At 59.4% G+C, this 21,321-nt stretch carries 21 protein-coding genes and 4 tRNA genes; 20 read left to right on the forward strand and 5 right to left on the reverse strand.

Features of this window, described 5'->3' with window-relative positions; all coding sequences use genetic code 11:
• Positions 1 to 5 precede the first annotated feature (5 nt).
• The gene (locus IRY30_RS01805) at positions 6 to 422 is read right to left on the reverse strand and encodes a hypothetical protein (RefSeq protein WP_194555693.1); all 417 of its coding nucleotides are present in this window, start codon (positions 420 to 422) and stop codon (positions 6 to 8) included.
• A 281-nt stretch (positions 423 to 703) separates the two neighbouring features.
• The gene (locus IRY30_RS01810; protein ID WP_194555694.1) at positions 704 to 1,648 is read right to left on the reverse strand and encodes a 1,4-dihydroxy-2-naphthoyl-CoA synthase; all 945 of its coding nucleotides are present in this window, start codon (positions 1,646 to 1,648) and stop codon (positions 704 to 706) included.
• Between the two features lie 19 nt (positions 1,649 to 1,667).
• Between IRY30_RS01810 and IRY30_RS01815 the strand changes: the two genes are divergently transcribed.
• From IRY30_RS01815 to IRY30_RS01845, 7 genes are all read left to right on the forward strand, one after another.
• Positions 1,668 to 2,735 carry an o-succinylbenzoate synthase gene (locus IRY30_RS01815; protein WP_228502491.1) on the forward strand — a complete coding sequence of 356 codons (1,068 nt, stop codon included), beginning with the start codon at positions 1,668 to 1,670 and terminating at the stop codon, positions 2,733 to 2,735.
• Between the two features lie 60 nt (positions 2,736 to 2,795).
• Positions 2,796 to 4,637 (forward strand): 2-succinyl-5-enolpyruvyl-6-hydroxy-3-cyclohexene-1-carboxylic-acid synthase, encoded by a 1,842-nt coding sequence (gene menD / locus IRY30_RS01820; protein ID WP_194556511.1) that lies wholly within the window; start codon positions 2,796 to 2,798, stop codon positions 4,635 to 4,637.
• The gene (locus tag IRY30_RS01825; RefSeq protein ID WP_194555696.1) at positions 4,634 to 5,062 is read left to right on the forward strand and encodes a DUF3592 domain-containing protein; all 429 of its coding nucleotides are present in this window, start codon (positions 4,634 to 4,636) and stop codon (positions 5,060 to 5,062) included. Before menD ends, IRY30_RS01825 begins: the two co-directional genes overlap by 4 nt.
• Positions 5,063 to 5,136: 74 nt before the next feature.
• Positions 5,137 to 6,546, forward strand: coding sequence for a glycosyltransferase family 4 protein (locus IRY30_RS01830; RefSeq protein WP_194555697.1), 1,410 nt, complete (start codon positions 5,137 to 5,139; stop codon positions 6,544 to 6,546).
• A 62-nt stretch (positions 6,547 to 6,608) separates the two neighbouring features.
• Complete coding sequence (gene cmtR, locus IRY30_RS01835) at positions 6,609 to 6,974, forward strand: Cd(II)/Pb(II)-sensing metalloregulatory transcriptional regulator CmtR (RefSeq protein ID WP_194555698.1); 366 nt, start codon at positions 6,609 to 6,611, stop codon at positions 6,972 to 6,974.
• Positions 6,967 to 7,554, forward strand: coding sequence for a cadmium resistance transporter (locus IRY30_RS01840; protein ID WP_194556512.1), 588 nt, complete (start codon positions 6,967 to 6,969; stop codon positions 7,552 to 7,554). Before cmtR ends, IRY30_RS01840 begins: the two co-directional genes overlap by 8 nt.
• Positions 7,555 to 7,648: 94 nt before the next feature.
• Entirely contained in the window at positions 7,649 to 8,341 is a 693-nt protein-coding gene (locus IRY30_RS01845; RefSeq protein ID WP_194555699.1) for a demethylmenaquinone methyltransferase, read from the forward strand.
• 62 nt (positions 8,342 to 8,403) lie between these two features.
• On the opposite strand, the gene IRY30_RS01850 is transcribed toward IRY30_RS01845, so the two are convergent.
• Positions 8,404 to 9,804 carry a geranylgeranyl reductase family protein gene (locus tag IRY30_RS01850; protein ID WP_194555700.1) on the reverse strand — a complete coding sequence of 467 codons (1,401 nt, stop codon included), beginning with the start codon at positions 9,802 to 9,804 and terminating at the stop codon, positions 8,404 to 8,406.
• A 161-nt stretch (positions 9,805 to 9,965) separates the two neighbouring features.
• Between IRY30_RS01850 and IRY30_RS01855 the strand changes: the two genes are divergently transcribed.
• The 9 genes from IRY30_RS01855 to rplA all read left to right on the forward strand — a co-directional run bounded on the left by IRY30_RS01855 (position 9,966) and on the right by rplA (position 14,880).
• Positions 9,966 to 10,988, forward strand: coding sequence for a polyprenyl synthetase family protein (locus IRY30_RS01855; protein WP_194555701.1), 1,023 nt, complete (start codon positions 9,966 to 9,968; stop codon positions 10,986 to 10,988).
• A 100-nt stretch (positions 10,989 to 11,088) separates the two neighbouring features.
• Positions 11,089 to 11,173 (forward strand) — tRNA-Tyr (locus IRY30_RS01860).
• A 243-nt stretch (positions 11,174 to 11,416) separates the two neighbouring features.
• A tRNA-Thr gene (locus IRY30_RS01865) sits at positions 11,417 to 11,489 on the forward strand.
• Between the two features lie 75 nt (positions 11,490 to 11,564).
• A tRNA-Met gene (locus tag IRY30_RS01870) sits at positions 11,565 to 11,641 on the forward strand.
• A 228-nt stretch (positions 11,642 to 11,869) separates the two neighbouring features.
• Positions 11,870 to 11,942: transfer RNA gene (locus IRY30_RS01875), tRNA-Trp, on the forward strand.
• A gap of 118 nt (positions 11,943 to 12,060) precedes the next feature.
• Positions 12,061 to 12,420, forward strand: coding sequence for a preprotein translocase subunit SecE (gene secE, locus IRY30_RS01880; RefSeq protein WP_194555702.1), 360 nt, complete (start codon positions 12,061 to 12,063; stop codon positions 12,418 to 12,420).
• A 98-nt stretch (positions 12,421 to 12,518) separates the two neighbouring features.
• On the forward strand, positions 12,519 to 13,430 hold the full coding sequence (nusG, locus tag IRY30_RS01885; RefSeq protein WP_194555703.1) for a transcription termination/antitermination protein NusG: 912 nt from the start codon (positions 12,519 to 12,521) through the stop codon (positions 13,428 to 13,430).
• Positions 13,431 to 13,592: 162 nt separating this feature from the next.
• Entirely contained in the window at positions 13,593 to 14,039 is a 447-nt protein-coding gene (rplK, locus tag IRY30_RS01890) for a 50S ribosomal protein L11 (RefSeq protein ID WP_194555704.1), read from the forward strand.
• A gap of 133 nt (positions 14,040 to 14,172) precedes the next feature.
• Positions 14,173 to 14,880, forward strand: a complete 708-nt coding sequence (gene rplA, locus IRY30_RS01895; RefSeq protein WP_194555705.1) for a 50S ribosomal protein L1 — start codon at positions 14,173 to 14,175, stop codon at positions 14,878 to 14,880.
• Between the two features lie 103 nt (positions 14,881 to 14,983).
• Here rplA and IRY30_RS01900 read toward each other — a convergent pair whose 3' ends face one another.
• Together IRY30_RS01900 and IRY30_RS01905 are read right to left on the reverse strand one after the other, a co-directional pair.
• Positions 14,984 to 15,952 carry an esterase/lipase family protein gene (locus IRY30_RS01900; protein ID WP_194555706.1) on the reverse strand — a complete coding sequence of 323 codons (969 nt, stop codon included), beginning with the start codon at positions 15,950 to 15,952 and terminating at the stop codon, positions 14,984 to 14,986.
• Positions 15,953 to 16,013: 61 nt separating this feature from the next.
• On the reverse strand, positions 16,014 to 16,904 hold the full coding sequence (locus IRY30_RS01905) for a uroporphyrinogen-III synthase (protein WP_194555707.1): 891 nt from the start codon (positions 16,902 to 16,904) through the stop codon (positions 16,014 to 16,016).
• Between the two features lie 491 nt (positions 16,905 to 17,395).
• Here IRY30_RS01905 and rplJ point away from each other — a divergent pair, with 491 nt between their 5' ends.
• From rplJ to IRY30_RS01925, 4 genes are all read left to right on the forward strand, one after another.
• Positions 17,396 to 17,908 carry a 50S ribosomal protein L10 gene (rplJ, locus tag IRY30_RS01910; protein ID WP_194555708.1) on the forward strand — a complete coding sequence of 171 codons (513 nt, stop codon included), beginning with the start codon at positions 17,396 to 17,398 and terminating at the stop codon, positions 17,906 to 17,908.
• A gap of 121 nt (positions 17,909 to 18,029) precedes the next feature.
• Positions 18,030 to 18,410 carry a 50S ribosomal protein L7/L12 gene (gene rplL / locus IRY30_RS01915; protein WP_194555709.1) on the forward strand — a complete coding sequence of 127 codons (381 nt, stop codon included), beginning with the start codon at positions 18,030 to 18,032 and terminating at the stop codon, positions 18,408 to 18,410.
• 149 nt (positions 18,411 to 18,559) lie between these two features.
• The gene (locus IRY30_RS01920; RefSeq protein ID WP_194555710.1) at positions 18,560 to 19,558 is read left to right on the forward strand and encodes a DUF3068 domain-containing protein; all 999 of its coding nucleotides are present in this window, start codon (positions 18,560 to 18,562) and stop codon (positions 19,556 to 19,558) included.
• Between the two features lie 56 nt (positions 19,559 to 19,614).
• The gene (locus IRY30_RS01925; protein WP_194555711.1) at positions 19,615 to 21,207 is read left to right on the forward strand and encodes an MFS transporter; all 1,593 of its coding nucleotides are present in this window, start codon (positions 19,615 to 19,617) and stop codon (positions 21,205 to 21,207) included.
• Positions 21,208 to 21,321: the final 114 nt, after the last annotated feature.

Consider the following 21,321-nt stretch of genomic DNA (forward strand, 5'->3'; position numbering starts at 1 on the left):
GCTGGTTACTCTGCCAGCATTCCGAATGCGTCCACTTGGTCGCGCATGGTTTCCAGCTCAATGGGGCCGGGTACGCGCTGATGGATGGCCACGAAGGCCTCCTGGATATCCATCATGCTGGCGGGTGTGCGGCCGGTGTCGATGAGGAAGCTCACGATATCCAGGTAGGAAGGGCTGCGACGATCCAGCGCATTGAGCGATGGCGTGGCCAAATCAGCTTCCGTACGGATGTACCGAGCCAGCTCGTGCTGGGAAGCGGGGAGCCAGGAGCCATCGGGCAGTTCGATGCGCGAGGTTGCAGCGACTGGGGAGGGCTCACGGTTGATCACGCGACGGTTGAGAGGGGCGTGCACCCGCAGGTGCTCCTGTGGCTCCTTGCGGTGAAAAACGCGATCTGCCAGGTAATTCATCAACGTGAACATGGGGTGTGCTCCTCTCTCAAGGTTTTGGTGCAGGCGCTGGATGATGAGGATAGTAACTCGGCACCTTTTTGCGCGGAACTGCAATGTGAACGACAGTAGAACGAAGACTGCCAACTAATAATGGTCAGTCTACGCAAATAGTGGGAAAAGTCAAGCATTTATTGATTCAATGGTAGATTCCATCCCACCAAAATGCCGAAAGGACCCCTCGGAATTTCCTTCCGTGGAGCCCTTCTGGGTCCGTCAGTGTTTTACTGCCGCGTCTGCAGCGCGTCAAGACATCAGTAGTAATAAGGGAAGCTATCCCAGTTTGGCTCCCGCTTTTCTAGAAACGCGTTCTTGCCCTCGTTGGCCTCATCAGTCATGTACGCCAAACGCGTGACCTCTCCGGCAAATACCTGCTGGCCCATCATCCCGTCATCCGTCAGGTTGAACGCAAACTTCAGCATGCGCTGCGCAGTGGGGGACTTGGTGTTGATCTTGCGCGCCCACTCGATGGCCACGTCCTCCAGCTCCGCGTGATCCACCACGCGGTTCACGGCACCCATGCGGTGCATCGTCTCTGCGTCGTAGCTTTCACCCAAGAAGAAGATCTCCCGGGCAAACTTCTGCCCCACCTGTTTTGCCAGGTAGGCGGAGCCATAGCCGGCGTCGAAAGATCCCACGTCCGCATCCGTCTGCTTGAAACGGGCGTGCTCCCGGCTGGCCAGGGTGAGGTCGCACACGGCATGCAGGGAGTGCCCGCCACCCGCAGCCCAACCGTTCACCAAACAAATAACCACCTTGGGCATGGTGCGGATTAAACGCTGCACCTCCAGGATGTGCAGGCGGCCACCCTCGGCCTTCACGCGTGCCTCATCCACGGTCTCCGCACCGGAGCCCGTCACGTCATCGTTGTGCTCAGTGGCGTACTGGTAGCCGGAACGCCCGCGGATACGCTGATCGCCACCGGAACAGAACGCCCATCCACCATCCTTGGAGCTCGGTCCGTTGCCGGTGAGCAGGATCGTGCCCACATCAGGGCTTCGACGCGCATGATCCAGCGCCCGGTACAGCTCATCAACGCTGTGGGGGCGGAAGGCATTGCGCACCTCGGGGCGGTCAAAAGCAATACGGACGATCCCATCCGCACGCGTCTCGCCCACGTGCCGGTGGTAGGTGATGTCCGTGAAATCAAAGCCGGGCACCTCGCGCCAATGGGAGGGATTGAATGGATTCTCAGTCATGTGTGGCAGTTTAGTGGGCATGATCCCTCTCGCTGATCTCATCGACCGCGCCCGCCCCGTCGGCCTGCCGTTGCAGGTGCCGTTTCGTGGGGTGCAGGTGCGTGAGGCCCTTTTATTCGACGCCACCTCTCGCTGGTCAGAGTGGTCTCCCTTCCTGGAATATGAACCCGCGGAGGCAGCCCGGTGGCTGCGCCACGCGGTGGATTTTGGTTTCGGGGATGTCCAGGCACGGCCCGTGCGAGATTCCGTGGAGGTGAACGCCACCATTCCGGCGGTTGATGTGCGCCAAGATGGGCCGGGGATGATTGATGCGCTGATGCGTCGCTACCCAGGGTGCACCACGGTGAAGATCAAGGTGGCGCAAAAAGGCCAGGAGCTGGCAGATGATGTGGCTCGTGTGCGTGCAGTGCGCGACTGGTTTGCCCGGGTAGGGCACGGCGGAAACGGCGGGGAGCACGCTACTATCCGCGTGGATGCCAATGGTGGCTGGTCCGTGGAGGAAGCGATCACGGCGATCACCGCTCTTGCGGCGGATGGTCCGCTGGATTACGTGGAACAACCGTGCGCGAGCATCGCGGAACTGGCGGAAGTGCGCCACACCGTGCAGAGCCGGGGGTTGTTTGTGCGCATCGCGGCTGACGAGGCCATCCGGAAATCCGCGGATCCCCACGCTGCTGTCCGGGAAGTGGCAGAGGCCGGGGCGTGTGATGTAGCAGTGCTCAAAGTCCCGCCCTTGCAGGGAGTGGATAACGTGCTGAGCATCGCCAAGGATGTGGCCCAGTTGGGTGTGGCCATCACCATCAGTTCCGCGCTGGACACGGGCGTGGGCATGGGCGCGGGAATCTATGCTGCAGCTTGTCTGCCAGAACACGTGGATGATGACGGAATGATCGCCACCCCACAGGCCGCAGGGCTTGCTACCGGCGGGCTCTTCGCGGTGGACGTGGCCAGCAGGCGGATCGTGGATGGATGCATGAAGGTGGAGGACGTGGTTCCGGATCCCGAGGTGTTGGAAAAGTATGCGCTGACCGGGGAGCGTAAGCAATGGTGGATACAGCGTCTGCGGGATTCATATGCACTGCTCTGAGCAATGCAGGTGCGAGAATTGAAAGTATTGTCCCGACCCTGAAGTAGATTGAATACTGTGATGGATCCGAACGCGAACACCCCCAGCAGCCAGAACCCAGCAGGCCAGGATTTTGACTCCGCTCATCCAACCGAGACCCCGGTTGTGTCTCCCTCGGTGGCGAACGCCGTGGTGCTGGTGGATCAGCTGATACGCAGCGGTGTGCAGGATGCCGTGGTCTGCCCCGGGTCGCGTTCCGCAGCGCTGGCTCTGGCCTGCGCGGAAGCAGAGCGCATGGGTCGCCTCCGCCTGCATGTGCGCACCGATGAGCGCACCGGTGCATTTCTGGCCCTGGGACTGGCGAAGGCCACTCGCCGGGCAGTGCCCATTTTCACCACCTCGGGTTCTGCCGTGGCCAACTGCCTGCCAGCGATGGTGGAAGCCACGCTGAGCCACGTGCCATTGATGGTGATCTCCGCCAATCGCCCTTTGCGCATGATTGGCACGGGTGCCAACCAAACCATTGACCAAGTGGGGATCTTCGGTACACACGCGGTGGGAGTGTTCAGCACGGGAGAAGACGCTCGCAGTGCAGATGAACAATCCGTTCGTTCCACGGTGACACAGGCGGTAACAGCAGCCACTGATCGAGCCGCTGGGGGTGGAGTCCAGCTAGACGTACCCATGGAGGAACCGCTGGTTCCGGAATCCGCGGACCTGCTCAGCCTGTACGCCCAGCAGATCGCTGAGGAATCCCAGCCGCAACAGCCAACCCAGCAGTCAGAGCCCACCCGCGAGCTGCCTCACGGTGAAGCTCACGTGGACATCAGCCGCCGCACCCTCGTGGTGGCAGGGAGCGTGGCTGATGAAATCTGGGCTCGCGAGCTGACGGAGCAGTTGGCGCATGTCCCCACCATTGCCGAGCCCACCGCACCCGCGCCTGAATTCCCCGTGCACACGGCTGCCGCGGGAATGTTCAGCACCGAGTCCGTCTCTCACGGCGAATACTCCGCACAGATCCGCCCGGAGCAGGTGATCGTCATCGGACGGCCAACCCTGCACCGACCGGTGCTCGCGCTGATCCAGGATCCGCAGATCGAGGTCACCGTCCTCTCTGAGACCAACAGCGTTCTCCGGCTGGCCAACAACGTGAAGCAAGTGGGCAGTACGCTGAAGGTCACGGGAGAACACCCCGCTGGGTGGACCAAGGTATGCCAGGCCATCAGCGATTTGGGTGCGGATGCCGTGCGCGATGCCATCACCAGCTCCACCGAAGAGCACTTCACCGGCCTGCATGCCGCCGCAGTGGTTGCCGATTGCTTGCGAGATGGCGATGCCTTCGTGGTGGGTGCATCCTCCGCCATCCGCGATGTCTCCCGCGCCGGGCTGCCTTTCCCCGGTGTGCGCACCTTGAGCAGTCGTGGAGCAGCGGGAATCGATGGCACCCTCTCTACCGCCATTGGCGTGGCCATGGCGCATGCCGCGCAGGATCCCTCCGCCATCCGTGCTCCTCGCACCGTGGCCCTGGTGGGAGATCTCACCTTCCTCCATGACGTGGGCGCGCTGAACATCGGCCCGATGGAACGACGCCCAGAAAATCTCCTCATCGTGGTGGTTAACGATGCTGGTGGTGCCATCTTCGAGGTGCTGGAACCCGGTGCGGAGAACCTGCGTTCCTTCGGGGACGGCACGTCTGCTTTCGAGCGGGTTTTCGCCACACCCGTGGATCCGGACATTAGCGCGTTGTGCGATGCCTACTCCGTGGATTACCGCAAGGCAGAGTCCGCAGCCGAGCTATTCGAGGCCATCCAGGATCACGCGGAAGAGCCACCCGTGGGAATCACGGTGGTGGAGGCCCGGGTTGATCGAGGGTGGCGTCGAGAAATGGAAGAGGAAATCAACCGGGCGGTGTCCCCCACATGAGCGGCCAGCCACGGCCATTCCGGAGGGCCAAGCAGGTCGTGCTGGGGTTAACCGTGTTCATCCTGCTGGTGTGTGCGGGCATGGTGGTGACTGCGGTGATCGATGATTACACGATCTCGAAGGATCGGCGGACCGCGGTGGCTGAGGTGACGGACACCGGGATGATGCGTACTTCCGTGCGATTCCGCGATGAAGATGGCACGTACCACCAACCCAGCGCTGGGCTGAAGTATCCCACCGGGTTGGAAGCGGGGGACAACGTGCGGGTGGAATACAGCGCCAAGGACCCCACCAAGGTGAAGGTGGAGGGGCGCACGTGGCTGTTGTCCCTGATGCCGGCTGGGTCCTCCATGTTGCTGGGATTGCTCGTTTCTGGGCTGCTCTTCGGGCTGATTAGGGTGATGGAGAAGCGGAAAGTCACCTAAAATTAAGAATGAATTGCCCGTTTTTTCATGTTGTGGCCACCCCTCGGTGTTGTTGAAAGGAGAGACTAGCGCCTATGCGTGTTGCGATCGTGGCTGAAAGTTTTCTTCCGAATGTCAACGGAGTGGTGAATTCCGTCCTCCGAGTACTGGAATATTTGCGGAGAGAGGGCCACGAAGCAGTGGTTATCGCCCCGGGAGCGCGGGATCGCCAAGAGGAAATCTTCACTTATGAAGGCTTCCGCATCGTGCGCGTGCCCACCGTGGAAGTTCCGGGAATTAACTCCCTGCCAATCGGAGTGCCACTGCCAACCGTGCTCACCGAGCTGAGCCGTTTCCGCCCAGATGTGGTGCACCTCGCCAGCCCATTCGTGCTCGGTGCAGCCGGTGCTTTCGCAGCCAAGACTCTGAACGTCCCCTGCGTGGCGATCTACCAGACAGACGTGGCGGGCTTCGCCAACAACTACAAGTTCAAGGCTCTGGCTGCTGCGGTGTGGCAGTGGACGCGCGCGTTTCATAACCAGTGCGCGATGACCCTGGCCCCCAGCTCCGTGAGCATCTCCGAACTGGAAGAGCACGGAGTGCGCAATATCCACCATTGGGGCCGTGGTGTGGATACCCAGCGCTTCCACCCATCCCGCCGCAGCGAGAAGCTGCGTGAGGATTGGCTGCGAGAGGGCCAGCGCTTGCGTCGCGAGATCGGCCAGGATTCGCAGACGCCCATCATGGAGCGCCGCGTAGTGGGCTTCGTGGGACGCTTGGCAGCAGAGAAGTCCGTGGAGCGCATGGCGGCGCTGAACTCCCGCGATGATGTGCAGCTGGTGATCGTAGGAGACGGCCCAGAGCTGGAACCATTGAAGGAAATCATGCCCACCGCCGTATTCACCGGTGGCATGTACGGCGATGATCTTCCCCGCGCCTTCGCCAGCTTGGATGTGTTCGTGCACACCGGGCAGTTTGAGACCTTCTGCCAGGCAGTGCAGGAAGCCCACGCCTCCGGAGTGCCAGCCATCGCGCCAGCTGCAGGCGGTCCCGTGGATCTGATTAACCCGGGTGTGAACGGATACCTGTTGGAAGTGAATACTTTCGAGCAGGACCTGCCAGGGGCAATTGATGACATCCTCGCCGTGGGTCTGGCCACCATGAAGGCGCAGGCGTTCAACACGGTGCAGGGAAAGTCTTGGAACGGGCTATGCGAGCAACTCATGGGTTACTACCTGGCTGCCATGGAAAAGAATGCCCCGCGCGGATTCGGCGCAGTGATTCGCGTGGCCAAGCCAGCTCAGCGAGAGCTCACCATCGGGCACAGCCAGCGAGCACCGCGCGATCACTCGCAGCGTGTGGGCTCCCAGCGCGCAAACTCACCTCGCGAGGCCTCCCAGCCAGCAGCTGCCCCAGCTGCAGCGAATACGGCTCCCAACCAGGCCGGGTCCGTGTCTCCAACCCGCTCCATGTCCGGAGCTGGTTCGAACTCCGCCGTTGCCTAACCTGCATGCTTGCTGGCTAAGCGGGTTTGCAACTGTTCAGTGAGCGCTGTATAGTCCGATGAATGCTCACTGCTTCTTCTCGTCTTGATGTCATGAACCGACTAGGTCGGGCTATGGCGGATCCCAACCGTTCCCGGATCCTGCTAGAACTTCTTGATGGCCCCATTTATCCGGCGTCGCTCGCAGAAGAACTGGGACTAACACGGTCAAACGTGTCCAACCACCTCACATGTCTGCGAGACTGCGGGATCATCGTGGCCGAACCCGAGGGTCGCAAAACCCGCTATGAGATCGCGGATGCCCACTTGGCACACAGTTTGCAAGCCTTGCTCGACACCACGCTTGCCGTTGATGAAGATGCTCGCTGCATTGATGACGAGTGCGCCATTCCAGGATGCGGACAAGTATCGGAGCCACGGAATGCTTAGCTCCATACTTGCCGCCGCCGGTCTCTTCATTGTGACGAATATCGATGACATCATCGTGTTGTCACTATTTTTTGCACGAGGGGCAGGGCAGCGGGGAACAACAGCGAAGATCTTCGCTGGTCAATACTTAGGGTTCGGCGCGATTCTCGCCACAGCAATCCTCTTTGCGCTGGGTGCAGGGGCTTTTCTGCCTGCCAGTGTGATTCCCTATTTTGGTCTCATACCTCTTGGATTAGGACTGTGGGCAGCGTGGGAAAGTTGGCGCGGAGATGATGACGATGACCAACCTGATGGGAAGAAGGTCGGGGTGTTTACCGTGGCTGCAGTCACTTTCGCGAACGGCGGAGACAATATCGGGGTTTATGTCCCGGTGTTCTTGAGCGTTGGCACGGGCACGATTGTCCTTTACTGCATTGTGTTCTTGATTCTCGTGGCTGCCTTGGTGGCGCTCGCCGGATCTATTGCTACGCGACCAGTGATCGCCGAAGTATTGGAAAGAAGCGAAAGTGTGGTGTTCCCAGTTGTTTTGATCGTGCTGGGTATCGCGATCCTCGTCAGTGGTGGGGCCTTCGGCCTCTAGAAACGCGGGGTCCGCACCGCGGAGCTCGCCTGAGTTGCGAGCTTGTCGCGATGCGGATGAGTGCTGGGCACCCGCTGGGATAGAATGAGTAACCGTGTCACGCGCCAGCCTGGAAAAGAAACCGCACGATGTTGCGAAGATGTTCGACCAAGTGGGGAAGAACTACGACATCACCAATACCGTCTTAAGCTTTGGCCAAGACAGGTACTGGCGAAAGCGCACCCGCCGCAGGCTTGACCTCAAGCCTGGAGACGTGGTGCTGGATCTCGCTGCTGGAACTGGCGTATCCACCGAAGAATTCGCCAAGTCCGGTGCATATTGCGTGGCCTGCGATTTTTCCCGAGGAATGCTGCAGGCTGGTCTCTCCCGTGGACTGCCCATGATCTGCGGCGATGGCACTCAGCTGCCCTTCGCGGATAACACTTTCGATGCCGTCACGATCAACTATGGATTGCGAAACATCGTGGATTATCGCGCGGGATTGCGCGAAATGGCCCGAGTGACCAAGCCCGGTGGAACGATCGTGATCGGTGAATTCTCCACTCCCGTGGTGCCACTGTTTTCCACGGTCTACAAGGAATACCTGATGCGCGCGCTGCCCAGCGTGGCCCGTGTAGTCAGCTCCAACCCGGAAGCATATGTCTACCTCGCGGAATCCATCCGCGCCTGGCCAAACCAGGAAGAACTGGCCGCGGAGATCAACGCCAACGGCTGGGAGAATGCCGGCTGGCAGAACCTCACCGGCGGCATCGTTGCGCTACACGCGGCCACCAAGCCGCTGGATTAATACGCCGGGCTAATTCAACCCTGAGCCAGATCTGCGTTGAGCCAAATCTGCATTGGGCCAGCTCAGCGCATCTCGGTGCCAAACAGCGGACGAGAATCGGCTGCTAGCAGCCGATCTGCCCCGCGGGAGAGCCCACCCACGCTGCGCCACACGCGGGCGGTGAGATCCGCATCTTCCGGCGTGACCAAGTTCCCCATGAGGCGCGCGGCGCTGCCCATCAAGTAAGGCGAGAGTGGCCCGCGCATACCCAGCGGCCCGATGGCGCTCATCAACCCGGGCATGGTCAGCCCGATGGCCAGGCGTCGCGCCAAACTAAACGCGGCCCCGTAGTGCTCGCGCAGGACATTCGGCCACACGAAGCGCAGGCCATCAGCATTCCGCGCAGCATCTACCAGTAAGCCAACCACCAGCTGCGCGGATTCCAGCGCGTAATCAATCCCCTCACCATTCAAGGGGTTGATTAGTGCAGCAGTATCTCCCAGCGTTGCCCAGTTCACGCCCGCCACGCGGGTTACCGCACCACCCATGGGCAGCAAGGCGCTGGTCACCGCCTGCGGTTGTCCGCACTGCCATTCATCGCGGATCTGGTTGGCGTAATGGTGCAGCAGCTTTTTCGTGTTGACCTTTGCTGGTCGCGCACTGGTGGTAAGCGCGCCACAGCCCAGGTTGGCTCGGGGGCCAACCCCATCACCCGCAGCGCCTTCACCCAGCGGAAACACCCATCCATAACCGGGCTGCGCCACCCCATTCTCATCCCGCAGCTCCAAGTGGGAATGGATCCACGGTTCCGTGCCGCGCGGAGTGTCCACATAGCTCCGGGCCGCCACCCCATGCACCATCTCGCGCAACCAACGCACACCAACCTGTCGGCTAATCCCGCCACGCACACCCTCGGCCAGCAGATAGTGCTTGCCCCGCACCACCACCGGCTCACCTTGGCCATTTACTCCGCTGAGCTGGGAGATTGAGTGGGGGGTGTCCAGGGTGGCGTCGAGCAACTTCACCGAACCCACGGCCCGGGCACCCGCACGCACGGCGTGGTGGAGGAGTGCCACGTCCAGTTCAGACCGGGGGATTGCCGAGCCACGAGTGGGGAAAGAACCCTCCGGCCAGGGGGCGGTGATCGAGCCGCCGAAGCCGTGGAGCTTCAGGCCATCAATCTCCGGACGTCCCTCCAGAATGTGCAGCGCGTCCATTTCCGCCAGCGCCTTGATAGCGCGGGGAGTCAGGCCATCACCGCAGGTCTTATCTCGTCCGCGGGCGGGGGCGGTCGAATCGGGCTGCAGGCCGGGCAGCTCGGCCATGTCCACGATCAGCGCATCCATGCCGGCCTTGGCCGCCCAATAACCAGCCGCAGCTCCAGCCGGACCCGCGCCCACGATCACCACATCTGCCGTGAGCAGGCTTTCGGCTCGATGGGTGCCAACGCTGGGGGAGGAGGGGGTGGGAGTCACAGTCAACATTGTCGCACGCGCAAATCCGGCGAGTTGAGCCGGATACACACGTCCCTCGAGGACTCGGCTAAAGTATCCGATGATGAGGTGTGTTTTGTGGCGACGCAAACCTGCACCCCAATAGAAAATGGTTGTGACGGTAGACGATTGTGACGAGGCTGACCACTGATATGTCAAGCACCCCACGTGCAGAGGCGAAGTCCACACCAGTGGCTCCTGACTTGAATAGTCCAGCGCTGAATGCAGCGCTCACCGATGGTTTGCAGCGCGCGGAAAACATGCTGCTGGATGAACTGCGGCAAGGAGAATCCTTCCTGACCGATAAGGTCAGCCACCTCGCTGAGGCCGGCGGGAAGCGATTCCGCGTGGTGTTCGCTTTGCTCGCCAGCCACTATGGCCCACGGCCGATGTCTGATGACGTGATTCGTGCTGCCGTGGTTGTGGAGCTCACCCACTTGGCCACGCTCTATCACGATGACGTGATGGATGAAGCTGATCGCCGCCGCGGTGCGGAATCCGCCAATGCGCGCTGGAACAATTCCATCGCCATTTTGGCCGGTGATTACCTGTTTGCAGTTGCCTCGAAGATCATGGCTCAGCTGGGCATGGAGACCGTGGCGCACTTCGCGGAGGCCTTCCAGGAGCTGGTGACCGGCCAGATGCGCGAGACGGTGGGTGTTCCGGAAGGGGCCGATCCCATCGAGCACTACATGACCGTGATCCAGGAAAAGACGGGCGTGCTGATTGCCTCCGCCGGTTACCTGGGTGCGCTGCACGCAGGTGCTGCCCGCGAGCACATTGATGCCTTGCGCGCGTTTGGCCGGCACATGGGCCAGGTGTTCCAGATCGTGGATGACATCATCGATATCTGGTCCAACCCGGAAGAGTCCGGCAAGACCCCCGGCACCGACCTGCGCGAGGGCGTGTTCACCCTGCCTGTGCTTTACGCAATGGGTCAGGAGGATGAAGTGGGAGCTCGCTTGCGAGAGATCCTCACCGGCCCCGTCACCGATGACGCTTTGGTGGAGGAAGCCCTGGGCTTGATTCACCAGTCCACCGGTCGCGAGCGCGCGTTGGAAGACGTGGAATCCTACCGCCAGCGGGCAGAGGAGGAGCTGAACAAGCTCCCAGAGGGTGAGACCACTTCTGCGCTGCGGGAATTGATGAATTTCGCGCTCCAGCGCCTGGGTTAACCGCCCTGCCCAGTGAGCACCGAATGTGCAGGCGACCTGCTGATTTGCCTAAAGGTGCGGTGCTCATAGTAAAGTAACGTGCGCACCAGAGATGGCGCACGCCAGATTGCCCGAGCGGCCAAAGGGAGCGGATTGTAAATCCGTCGGCTATGCCTACGTTGGTTCGAATCCATCATCTGGCACCACAGCGAAAACCCCCGAGTGATTTACTCCATGTGAATCCTCGGGGGTTTTGCTTTGCCCTTCACAGCCCGGCCCATTGTGCGCCCGCTCGCTCGCCCGCCAGTGAGTGCTCCCGCGAGGCCCACTAAAAGGCCAGCAATGACCCCCCTGACATGCCGATTTGTGTAAACCCACCCCAACTGGTTAATCTAACGCAGGCTTCAGGCACACGGCACACGTATGTGTGGCGGGTAACCAGTATCCACGCCCCCTTAGCTCAGTCGGTAGAGCGTTTCCATGGTAAGGAAAAGGTCAACGGTTCGATTCCGTTAGGGGGCTCAGTCATTTTCTTGGCCGCCATGTCAGGTGAGAACCGCAGACCGCTGGCCGGTCGGCGGAAGTGACAAAGACCGTGGCGGTGTAGCTCAGCTGGTTAGAGCGCACGACTCATAATCGTGAGGTCGGGGGATCGAGTCCCCCCACCGCTACCACGTTGAAAGGCCCCAGCCTCCGCAAGGAGTTGGGGTCTTTTTTCATGCTCGCCCTCCTCTGTTGTGTTCCCTTCCTTTTTCCCGACGCCACCCCTGGCGCCCTAAGAAACAGCAGGCAGCGCCGAAGTTTGGTGTCCGCTCAAGGTTGCGGGTAAGATTCACCGATGTTGCACAACACTGTGGCTAGAGAGATTGCTTCTCTATGGCGATGGTGCAGCATGCGCACAAAGGGGCGTGGCTCAATTGGTAGAGCAGCGGTCTCCAAAACCGCAGGTTGCAGGTTCAAGTCCTGTCGCCCCTGCAGTACACTTTTACGCTAACGTCTATCTGGATAACTTCCTCCCGGCTTTCAAAGCCTGAGAGAAAGAATGAAGTTAGCGTGAAGATAGTGTCATCCACTTTTTGTTAGGAGTTTCCACGTGAGCGATGAGAGCTTCAAGAAGCCCGCAAAGCCTGCAGCTGATCTAGCTGGAAGCGGGGCTGCTCCTCGCCCGGAGGGCAAGCGCCAGGTAGCTGGCACCGCTTCCTCCGCACGTGCACAGGGGGCCTCTGCTGCTCGTTCTCCTGAAGTAGTGAAGACACGCAAGAATCCTTTCGCGGCCGTGGTTGATTACATCCGCGGTGTGATCAGCGAGATCTCCAAGGTCATCTGGCCCACTGGTCGGGAACTCTTCACCTACACCCTGATCGTGCTTGCCTTCCTGATCATCATGATCGGGCTGGTCGCTGGCGTGGATTACCTCACCTCCATGGGAGTTCGCGCAGTCTTCGGAGTCTAGCCCTCCCGCGTGCTACACTTGCGTGTAGAAAATAACCGCCTCGCCTCTTCGGCCAGGCGGATTTTTAATTCCTTAGAACCGAGTGGAGGGTAGATCCCATGAGTGATCAGACCGAGAACCCAGACAACCTGGAAAACACGGCCGCCGCCGAAGAGTCTCAGGCGCAGGACGAAAGCCAGGCAGACAGCCAGGAAGCAAGCCAGGAAATCAGCGCTGAGTCCCTTGCTGCCACCGCACAGGAAGATGTGCAGAAGGCCGCTGCCGAAGCTCACGCTGAGGCCACCGCTGAAGGCGAAGCGGCTGAAGGGGAGGGCGAAGACCAGACCCCAGAAGATGCCGCGATGGCTGCCTACAAGGCGCGCCTGCGCAGCTTCATGCGCGAGCTGAAGAAGCTGCCCGGCCAGTGGTACATCATCCAGTGCTACTCCGGTTACGAGAACAAGGTGAAGACCAACCTGGAGATGCGTTCCCAGACCCTGGGCGTGGATGACCAGATCCACGAAGTTGTGGTCCCCATCGAAGAAGTCACCGAGCTCCGTGATGGCAAGCGCAAGAACGTCAAGCGCAAGCTGCTGCCAGGCTATGTCCTGGTGCGCATGAACCTGGAAGATGCTTCCTGGTCCGTGGTTCGCGATACCCCGGGTGTCACCAGCTTCGTGGGCAACGAGGGCAAGCCCACCCCGGTGCAGGTGCGCGAAGTCGCCAAGTTCCTGCTGCCTCCAGAGACCGCCACTGCTTCCGCAGAAGGTGGAGAAGAGGGCGATGTGGCAACCGGTGTGGACGTTTCCGCAACCGGTGTGGCAACTCCTCCAAAGCCTGCCTCCGAATCCATCGTGGTGGGCTACGAGGTTGGCGAGTCCGTGACCATCCTTTCCGGACCTTTCGCTTCCGTCTCCGCCACCATCTCTGAGATCGACCCAACTTCTAACCGCCTCAAGGCCATGGTTTCCATCTTTGGCCGCGAGACCCCGGTTGAGCTGGAATTTGATCAGGTAGAGAAGCTGGACTAGGGTAGTTCCGTTCTGCAAAAAATTGCAGAGCACTTTTTATGCATTGCACACACTTCCGGTGGCCGGTGAAATCCCGGCATCCGGTAGGGCATGCCCACTGCGTTATTAACCTTTGTTTCTAGCCATCGCACGGGCATGTCCGATAACTGAAAGTAGGAAAAGATGGCAAAGAAGAAGAAGGTCACTGGCCTCATCAAGCTGCAGATCCAGGCCGGCCAGGCAACCCCTGCCCCTCCTGTTGGTCCTGCACTGGGTGCCCATGGTGTCAACATCATGGAGTTCACCAAGGCCTACAACGCAGCTACCGAAGCTCAGCGTGGAAACATCGTGCCCGTGGAAATCACGGTCTACGAAGACCGCACGTTCGACTTCAAGCTGAAGACCCCTCCAGCTGCTCGTCTTCTGCTCAAGGCCGCTGGCCTGCAGAAGGGCTCTGGCGTTCCTCACACCGACAAGGTCGGTTCTGTGACTTGGGAGCAGTGCCGCGAGATCGCTGAGACCAAGAAGGCAGACATGAACGCCAACGACCTGGAGAACGGCGCCCGCATCATCGCTGGTACCGCTCGTTCCATGGGCATCGTTGTCAAGGACGAGCCAGCTAAGGCTTAAGTTCTTAAATCAAGTCCTTCTCTGATCCCGGCACCAGCATGGCGTCGGGAAAAAGAAAAGGCATGTGGCAGAGCCCCTTGCTGGCTCGCTGACCACAACTTCCAAACTCAATTTCGAAAGATTGGTAGATACCATGAGCAAGACTTCAAAGGCTTACCGCGCTGCTGCGGAGAAGATCGACAAGTCCAAGTCCTACAGCCCACTGGAAGCAGTGAAGCTGGTCAAGGAAACCTCCTCCTCTAACTACGACGCCACCGTTGACGTGGCCCTGCGCCTGGGTGTCGACCCACGCAAGGCTGACCAGCTGGTTCGCGGCACTGTTTCCCTGCCTAACGGCACCGGCAAGAACGTGCGCGTGATCGTATTCGCTGAGGGCCCTAACGCCACCGCCGCTGAAGAAGCTGGCGCTGATGCAGTGGGCACCGCCGAACTGATCGAGAAGATCCAGGGCGGTTGGACCGACTTCGATGCAGCTATCGCTACCCCAGACCAGATGGCCAAGGTTGGCCGCGTGGCCCGCGTCCTGGGCCCACGTGGTCTGATGCCAAACCCTAAGACCGGCACCGTGACCACCGATGTGGCCAAGGCCGTGTCCGAGATCAAGGGCGGAAAGATCTCCTTCCGCGTTGACAAGGCATCCAACCTGCACGCCATCATCGGCAAGGCATCCTTCGACGAGCAGAAGCTGGCCGAGAACTACGGCGCTCTGCTGGACGAACTGCTGCGTCTGAAGCCTGCATCTTCCAAGGGCAAGTACCTGAAGAAGATCTCCCTCTCCTCCACCAACGGTCCTTCCGTTCTGGTTGATGAGAACGTGCAGAAGAACTACGCAGGTGAGTAATTTTCACCTCATCACCCGTTAGCTAGAGCTGCGGGTGGTTGCACGAATGAGGCGCCGCGGGGAATTCCCTGCAGCGCCTCTTTTTTTGTTTTTCTGAGCCGACTTATCCGCGCTTGCGGGCGGAAGACTTGTGGGAACGGAACGGCAGGCGTGAGGCCACCCGTGGAGCGCGTCCGAAGCCAGGGATCACCCACCCAGTCACCTCGGGATGGGTATCGCGATAATCATCCGGACCTGGGTGCACCGCTTCGAGGATCAGATCGATCACCTTTGGCGAGTAGAGAATCGCCAGGTGATCAGAGTAATCCTTGATGTTGCCCGTCTGCACCAGAATGTTCTTCACCTGCGACTCATCCTCTGAATGCAGGATCTGGCTGCGCCACGGGGTGACGATCTGATCGAACCGCGAGCAGATCATGGTGTATTTCACGCCCGGAACGGTATCGCCATGCTCGTTGAGCCGCTTCACGGCCTCAGAACCCAGCCGCTGATCCAAGGCGGCCTGGCCCAGCACGCGCCTGCCGAAATTATCGAAGCGACCGTTCTTATCCAGCCACTTGGTTAGAGACCCGACGCCACTAAGCGTAGTTCCGTGGTTACTCCCGGCAATACCAATGACTTGCCGCACCTTGTTGTTCGCGGGATTGTCCGGATCCGCGCCGCCGGATTCCGTGAGGTAGAGACGAGTCTGCGCAACCCCCTGGGAGTGACCAATGAGATCCACTTGGGAGGCTCCGGTGCGCTCGAGCACGGCGTCGATAAAAGAGGCGACCTCCTTCTGCGCTTCCAACATGGGGGCGGTGCCGAAAACTCCAGAAGGGCGGCCGGTGAAACTGGAGGAGTCATGGCCATAGTTTTGGGTGAATACGGCGTGGCCTGCCTCGCTTAAGGCAGGGGCGATCATGCCGAAGGTGTTGTAGACGTTGAGCCACGTGCCATGAACTAGAACGATCGGCACACGGCCGTCAAGGGGCTCATCCCACTTGTTGACACCCACGGGGAGCGCGTCCGGCTGATGTAGTGAGCGGAAGAAAGCTGGGAGAAATGTGGTGGGGTTGGCGTTCACTTTCATGCTTGTCGAGCTTAGTGCAGTCGGGGAATGCTGCGGCTCGTATTCCTGAAGTGAGTGCGCTTTAGGGCTTCGGGGCTTCCCGGCCTCCGTGTTGGACGATCAACTTGATGAGTGCGCCCATGCGGAAGCGCTCGGGGGATTGTGGGGCAAAGCCGGCATCGATCAGTGGCTGGGCGGTCACGGGGCCCACGGCGGCGATCATCAGTCTGGATAATTGTTCGGTGGGTGGTTCTGTGGTGGCTGGATTGTGCAGGGCGAGGATCTCTTCTAGGCAGTTCTCCGCGCGGGCGATCTCTAGCCAGCGCTCTGCGGCCGGGGCGGAGGTGAACGCAATCACGTCGAAGTGCCCACGTGCCGCGTTCTGGACAGATTCTTGGACCTTGGCGGGATCGAGTGGATCCTCCCAGCGATACGTTGTCAGCCCTGTGACGCGGGCCCCAGCGGCGCGGAGGGACTGCTCAAATTCAGAGTCTCCCGCGCCGTGATGCTGCACCACGATGTGCGCGCCGTGCAGATCCTTGGCCAACAGGTATTCCAGGATCTTCGCGGATGTCTCGGAATCAGCGGTCCAAGCGGGAGCGAAACCGGCCTCCACGATGGCGCCCTTGGGCTTGGGTCCGCGGCTGAGCAGCTTCGATTCGCTGAGCTGAGCCAGCAAAGCTTCGCCCCACGCGGTGCGGTGCTCCTCCTGGCGGGCGAGCTCAGTGAGGGCACGGAAACCGACTCCCGTGGTGACAACGGTGAAATCGATGGTTTCCGTGGCTAGCTTGCGGCATGCAGCGTGGAGGGAGGGGTCATCGGTTGCTGCGGTGATGCGTAACGGCGGGGCAATTGTCACCTCGGCTCCGTGGCGAGATAGCGAATCTGCCATTGCCTCGGATTTCCGGTCGATGGGCAGAAGCACGCGGGTGCCAAGCAACGCCGTGCTGAGCAGATCCGGTTGAGGATTCATCGTGAGCTCCTTTGTTCATTTCGTGGAGTGCCGCGCTGTGGGTGCTGTGCTTTGCGCACCTGATCCGGGGTGGAAAATACTCGAGACGCAATGGCTTCCAATATCCCACAGCGCCGGCATTTTGGGCACCTGGCCAGCGGTTTGGGTATTTCCGCTAGTGCAGGGTAGAGTTCTACGAGGAAGTTTGAATACGTTCAAAGTTTCACCGAAGACCGTCGGTCATCCCACACCGTCAAAACAACTTTCGAGTTGTGAAGAGGGTGCGAGATTGAAGGTTCATCACTTAAAGATGACGGCCCACGCAGGTAACACGAGACGTTTTGTGCTCTGATCCCAGTTGTAAAACTGGTTGATTGAGTCGCAATCGCCCTGTGCCCCCTGCGGGCACGGGGCGTTTGTTGTTTTGTAGTGTTGCCTTTTTATCCCGTAGAACATGACTGCCGGTGCACGTACAACTAGTACACCGCAAGACATTGGAAGGAGGCGAGAGTATGTCTAATCCGAAGAACACCGCTTCGTTGGCAGAGCTGAAGGCACGTTTCGAGCAGGCTGATTCTGCAGTACTTACCGAGTACCGCGGACTCACCGTTGCTGAGACCACCACGCTGCGCCGCGCACTGGGTGCGGACGTCACTTACTCCGTCGCCAAGAACACCATGATCAAGCTGGCTGCAAAAGAAGCTGGCGTGGAGTTCGATGATTCCCTGCTGACCGGTCCTACCGCAATTGCATTCATCCAGGGCGAAGCCGTGGATGTTGCAAAGGCAATGAAGGACTTCGGCAAGGATCACCAGAACTTCGTGATCAAGGGTGGCTACATGGACGGTGCCGCGCTGTCTGCTGCTCAGGTCGAAGCTATCGCTGAGCTGGACAACCGCGAAACCACTCTGGCCAAGCTGGCCGGAGCTATGCAGGGTTCCTTGGCAAAGGCTGCTGGTCTCTTCAACGCTCCCGCATCTCAGGTTGCCCGTTTGGCAGTCGCTTTGCAGGAGAAGAAGGACTAGTTCCTCACCGCTGGGCGACAAAGCGGAGGCCCAGCACAAAGATTTACCGTAATTTTTCCGCGGGTCAGCTACACAAACTAATGACAGCTGACCGGCACACAAAGATCGAAAGGATGCCACCATGGCTAAGTTCACCAATGACGAACTGATCGAAGGCTTCAAGGAGATGACCCTGATCGAGCTCTCTGAGTTCGTGAAGCTCTTCGAGGAGACCTTTGACGTCACCGCTGCTGCTCCAGTTGCTGCTGCTGCAGCTCCAGGCGCTGCTGCTCCAGCTGAAGAAGAGAAGGACGAGTTTGACGTCGTTCTCGAAGACGCTGGCGCTAAGAAGATCGGCGTGATCAAGGTTGTTCGCGAGATCGTTTCCGGCCTGGGCCTGAAGGAAGCTAAGGAGCTCGTTGAGGCTGCTCCTAAGGCTATCCTCGAAGCTGCATCCAAGGATGACGCTGAGGCTGCAAAGACCAAGCTTGAAGAAGCTGGCGCTAAGGTTTCCCTCAAGTAAGAGGAAAATCGCACTCGGGTTACCTCACGGTAGCCCTGAATGCCTGACACCCGCGAGGGTCATCTGCAATATGCAGGTGGCACTGCGCGGGTGTTTCTTTGTCTCTATCCAGTTTCAGCACCACGAGCGGGAACGCTACAGTTAAGCGCATGTTGTCACGCACCCGTATCTTGGCCTTACTCGCACTCATGGTCGGGGTAGCGCTGGTCATAGCAGGAATCCTTCTGCCGAAACTGGTCTCTTCTGAGCATGTGGTTCCCCTGGAGCTCAAAGCCACTACGTTGCGCTTGCAGGATCCGCAGGCCACGGTGGGTCCGAACTACCGCGCTGGGGAAGAAGGGGATATCACCGCACCAGTTGCGCGGCAGTTCAATATCAGCTTGGGCGAGCCGGCCACCGAGGATCAGGCCAGCGCTCGGGTAGGCGTAAGCACCTATCGCGAGGACACCGAGGATGATCTGAAATCGCTGCTGGACGCGCAGGTATTCAGCTTCCGGGTAGACCGAATCAGCGGCCAGGCCGTGGATGGCGCGGGCAAGGTGGCAGATACTCCAGTGGTCCCTTCCTCCGAAGTGGCTATGGAGGGTTATTGGGCAAAGCTGCCCGCCACTGCCGAGCGGACTACTTATGATTATTTCGACGTCACGCTCCGCACCGCTTTACCTGCGGAATTTAACCGCGAAGAGACTCGCACCGCATCTGATGGCACCGATATGCCCGTCTATGTTTATCGCCAAGAGATCGAGCCCCGCAGCGTTCGCGAGCAGTACCAGGGGATTCGCAATGAAATCACGGATCCCGAATCCGGGGAAACCGCGCAGCTCATGCATGGGGGATGGCGGGAAATCACCGTGGAGCCGAAAAGCGGTCTGATCGTGGGCGTGGAAGAAGACATCCGGGATACCTATCAACTAGACGGCAAGGAAATTCAAACCTTGCTGGCCTTCCATGGGCGAACCTATGCAGAAGACGAGCTGCAAATGCTGCAACAGGCACAGTCGGTTGGTACGGATAAGAACATCTCCACTTGGCGCACTATTCTCTTGGCTGCAGGAGCGCTAGTCATCGTTATTTCACTAGTGTTAGTGTTTCGCAGGAGCAATTCCCGGGGCGCAAAGAATGCCCGGCGGGGAGAGGCTGAGAATTAGAGGCATCCCGAAATAGGGCGAAGCCCTATCCGCTTGGAATCTAGAGAGGGAAGATCATGAATGCTGCACCGTCCCTAGAAACCGAAGAGCCCTCACATTATTCGCAGGGTGCGCGCCAGAAGTGGTTGCTGTTCACCGGGCTGGCTTTGGCCATGTTCGTCTTCTCCCTGAACCAGGCCATGCTGAGCGTGGCATTGCCCACGATTGTTGGTGAACTGGGCGGAGCTGATCAGATCCACTGGGTTGCCACGTCCTACATGCTGGCCGCCACCTCCATGCTTCCGGTGTACGGGAAGCTAGGAGATAGGTTCGGTGCGCACCGGTTATTCAACGTCGCCAGCGGGATTTTCCTCGGCGCGTGTGTGGCCGGGTTCCTCATCACCTCCATGGAATGGCTCATCGTGGTGCGGTTCATCCAGGGCCTGGGTGGGGCCGGTTTGGTGGTGCTGTCTCAGACCCTGCTGGCCCTGCACATCCAGCCCAAGGAACGTGGCAAATACATGGGACTGCTGGGGGCAGTGTTTGTGCTCTCCACGGTTCTCGGGCCGGTTATTGGCGGCGTGATAACCCACGCGTGGGGATGGCGCTGGTGCTTTGGGGTGAACATCCCATTGGGTCTGCTCTCCTTGGCTCTGTGCATGGTGTTCCTCCGCACCCCAGCGGAGGAATCTGCCCCGGACAATGGGCAACTGAGTGGCATCGGCGAGGTCGCCAGCGAGCCACACGGAGCGCGCGCAACCCTGGCGGGAGAGAAAGCGACGCCGAAGATCGATATCGCAGGCCTGGTCCTGCTGACTGTGAGCATCACGGCAGCAGTCCTCGTGATGTCCTGGGGAGGCAGAACCTATCCTTGGCTCAGCCTCCCCATTCTCGGCATCTCTGCGGCTGGCTTGGTTGCATTAGGGCTGTTTATTGCGGTGGAAGCTCGGGCCGAAGACCCAGTGTTGCCACTTGGGTTATTTTCCCAGAGAAATTTTGTGGTGGCCTCTGTCATCAGCGCAGTGCTCTCCATGGCGATGTTTGCGGTGACCACCTATCTCCCCACCTACATTCAGATCGTGGAGGGAGTGGATGCTGCTATGGCCGGGTTTGTGCTCTTGCCCATGATGATTGCGGTTTTCCTCTGCTCCACGGGCGCGGGATTCATCATCAGCCGAACCCAAAGTTATCGCGCGGTGCTCATGGTGGGCGGGGTTCTGGTCACAGCGTCAATGGTTCTCCTGGGCCTCAAAACCGTGGAGCAACCGCTCTGGTATTTGGTGCTGGTACTGGTGCTCATGGGCATCGGATTAGGGTTTAGCGTACAAATGTCTGTGCTGTTGGCGCAGAATAGTAGCCCCGATTCTCTTTTGGGTACTGTGACGGCCGCCACTAATCTATTCCGTGAGTTAGGTGGGACAATCGGAATTTCCTTAGCAGGTGGATTGTTCACCGCCAGGTTGGTTAATTCTTCCGCTAAGGATTTCTCAGAGATTGATATTGAAAGCGTTTCTCCGGAAAGCGTGAAGGGAATGTCAGAACCCATGAAGGTGCTGGTAGAGGGGATATATAACGATGCTTTGCTCCCTGTCTATTTGTTCCTTAGCCCGGTAGTTGCGTTGGCTATCTTTTTCATATTTTTCATTAATACTAAACAAATTAGAAATTAATTTACATGCCGTGCGCATTTTTGCATCCATCGCGCGATTAACACACGAGTAGTAGAGTTCTCTTTGTTAATTCGGTTCAATTGCATCGGGCATAAAACGATGACAGATTGAGCT

The sequence above is a fragment of the Corynebacterium suicordis DSM 45110 genome, assembly GCF_015351405.1.
GTDB classification, from domain to species: domain Bacteria; phylum Actinomycetota; class Actinomycetes; order Mycobacteriales; family Mycobacteriaceae; genus Corynebacterium; species Corynebacterium suicordis.

Bases quoted from the DNA above. Each gene is read 5' to 3' on its own strand.
- rplJ (WP_194555708.1), top strand. From the start codon at position 17,396: ATGTCTAATCCGAAGAACACCGCTTCGTTGGCAGAGCTGAAGGCACGT.
- IRY30_RS01815 (WP_228502491.1), top strand. From the start codon at position 1,668: ATGATCCCTCTCGCTGATCTCATCGACCGCGCCCGCCCCGTCGGCCTG.
- menD (WP_194556511.1), top strand. From the start codon at position 2,796: ATGGATCCGAACGCGAACACCCCCAGCAGCCAGAACCCAGCAGGCCAG.
- IRY30_RS01850 (WP_194555700.1), bottom strand. From the start codon at position 9,804: ATGTTGACTGTGACTCCCACCCCCTCCTCCCCCAGCGTTGGCACCCAT.
- IRY30_RS01920 (WP_194555710.1), top strand. From the start codon at position 18,560: ATGTTGTCACGCACCCGTATCTTGGCCTTACTCGCACTCATGGTCGGG.
- rplK (WP_194555704.1), top strand. From the start codon at position 13,593: ATGGCAAAGAAGAAGAAGGTCACTGGCCTCATCAAGCTGCAGATCCAG.
- cmtR (WP_194555698.1), top strand. From the start codon at position 6,609: ATGCTCACTGCTTCTTCTCGTCTTGATGTCATGAACCGACTAGGTCGG.
- IRY30_RS01805 (WP_194555693.1), bottom strand. From the start codon at position 422: ATGTTCACGTTGATGAATTACCTGGCAGATCGCGTTTTTCACCGCAAG.
- IRY30_RS01925 (WP_194555711.1), top strand. From the start codon at position 19,615: ATGAATGCTGCACCGTCCCTAGAAACCGAAGAGCCCTCACATTATTCG.
- IRY30_RS01825 (WP_194555696.1), top strand. From the start codon at position 4,634: ATGAGCGGCCAGCCACGGCCATTCCGGAGGGCCAAGCAGGTCGTGCTG.
- rplL (WP_194555709.1), top strand. From the start codon at position 18,030: ATGGCTAAGTTCACCAATGACGAACTGATCGAAGGCTTCAAGGAGATG.
- IRY30_RS01830 (WP_194555697.1), top strand. From the start codon at position 5,137: ATGCGTGTTGCGATCGTGGCTGAAAGTTTTCTTCCGAATGTCAACGGA.
- IRY30_RS01855 (WP_194555701.1), top strand. From the start codon at position 9,966: ATGTCAAGCACCCCACGTGCAGAGGCGAAGTCCACACCAGTGGCTCCT.
- IRY30_RS01900 (WP_194555706.1), bottom strand. From the start codon at position 15,952: ATGAAAGTGAACGCCAACCCCACCACATTTCTCCCAGCTTTCTTCCGC.
- rplA (WP_194555705.1), top strand. From the start codon at position 14,173: ATGAGCAAGACTTCAAAGGCTTACCGCGCTGCTGCGGAGAAGATCGAC.
- IRY30_RS01905 (WP_194555707.1), bottom strand. From the start codon at position 16,904: ATGAATCCTCAACCGGATCTGCTCAGCACGGCGTTGCTTGGCACCCGC.
- IRY30_RS01810 (WP_194555694.1), bottom strand. From the start codon at position 1,648: ATGACTGAGAATCCATTCAATCCCTCCCATTGGCGCGAGGTGCCCGGC.
- IRY30_RS01840 (WP_194556512.1), top strand. From the start codon at position 6,967: ATGCTTAGCTCCATACTTGCCGCCGCCGGTCTCTTCATTGTGACGAAT.
- nusG (WP_194555703.1), top strand. From the start codon at position 12,519: ATGAGTGATCAGACCGAGAACCCAGACAACCTGGAAAACACGGCCGCC.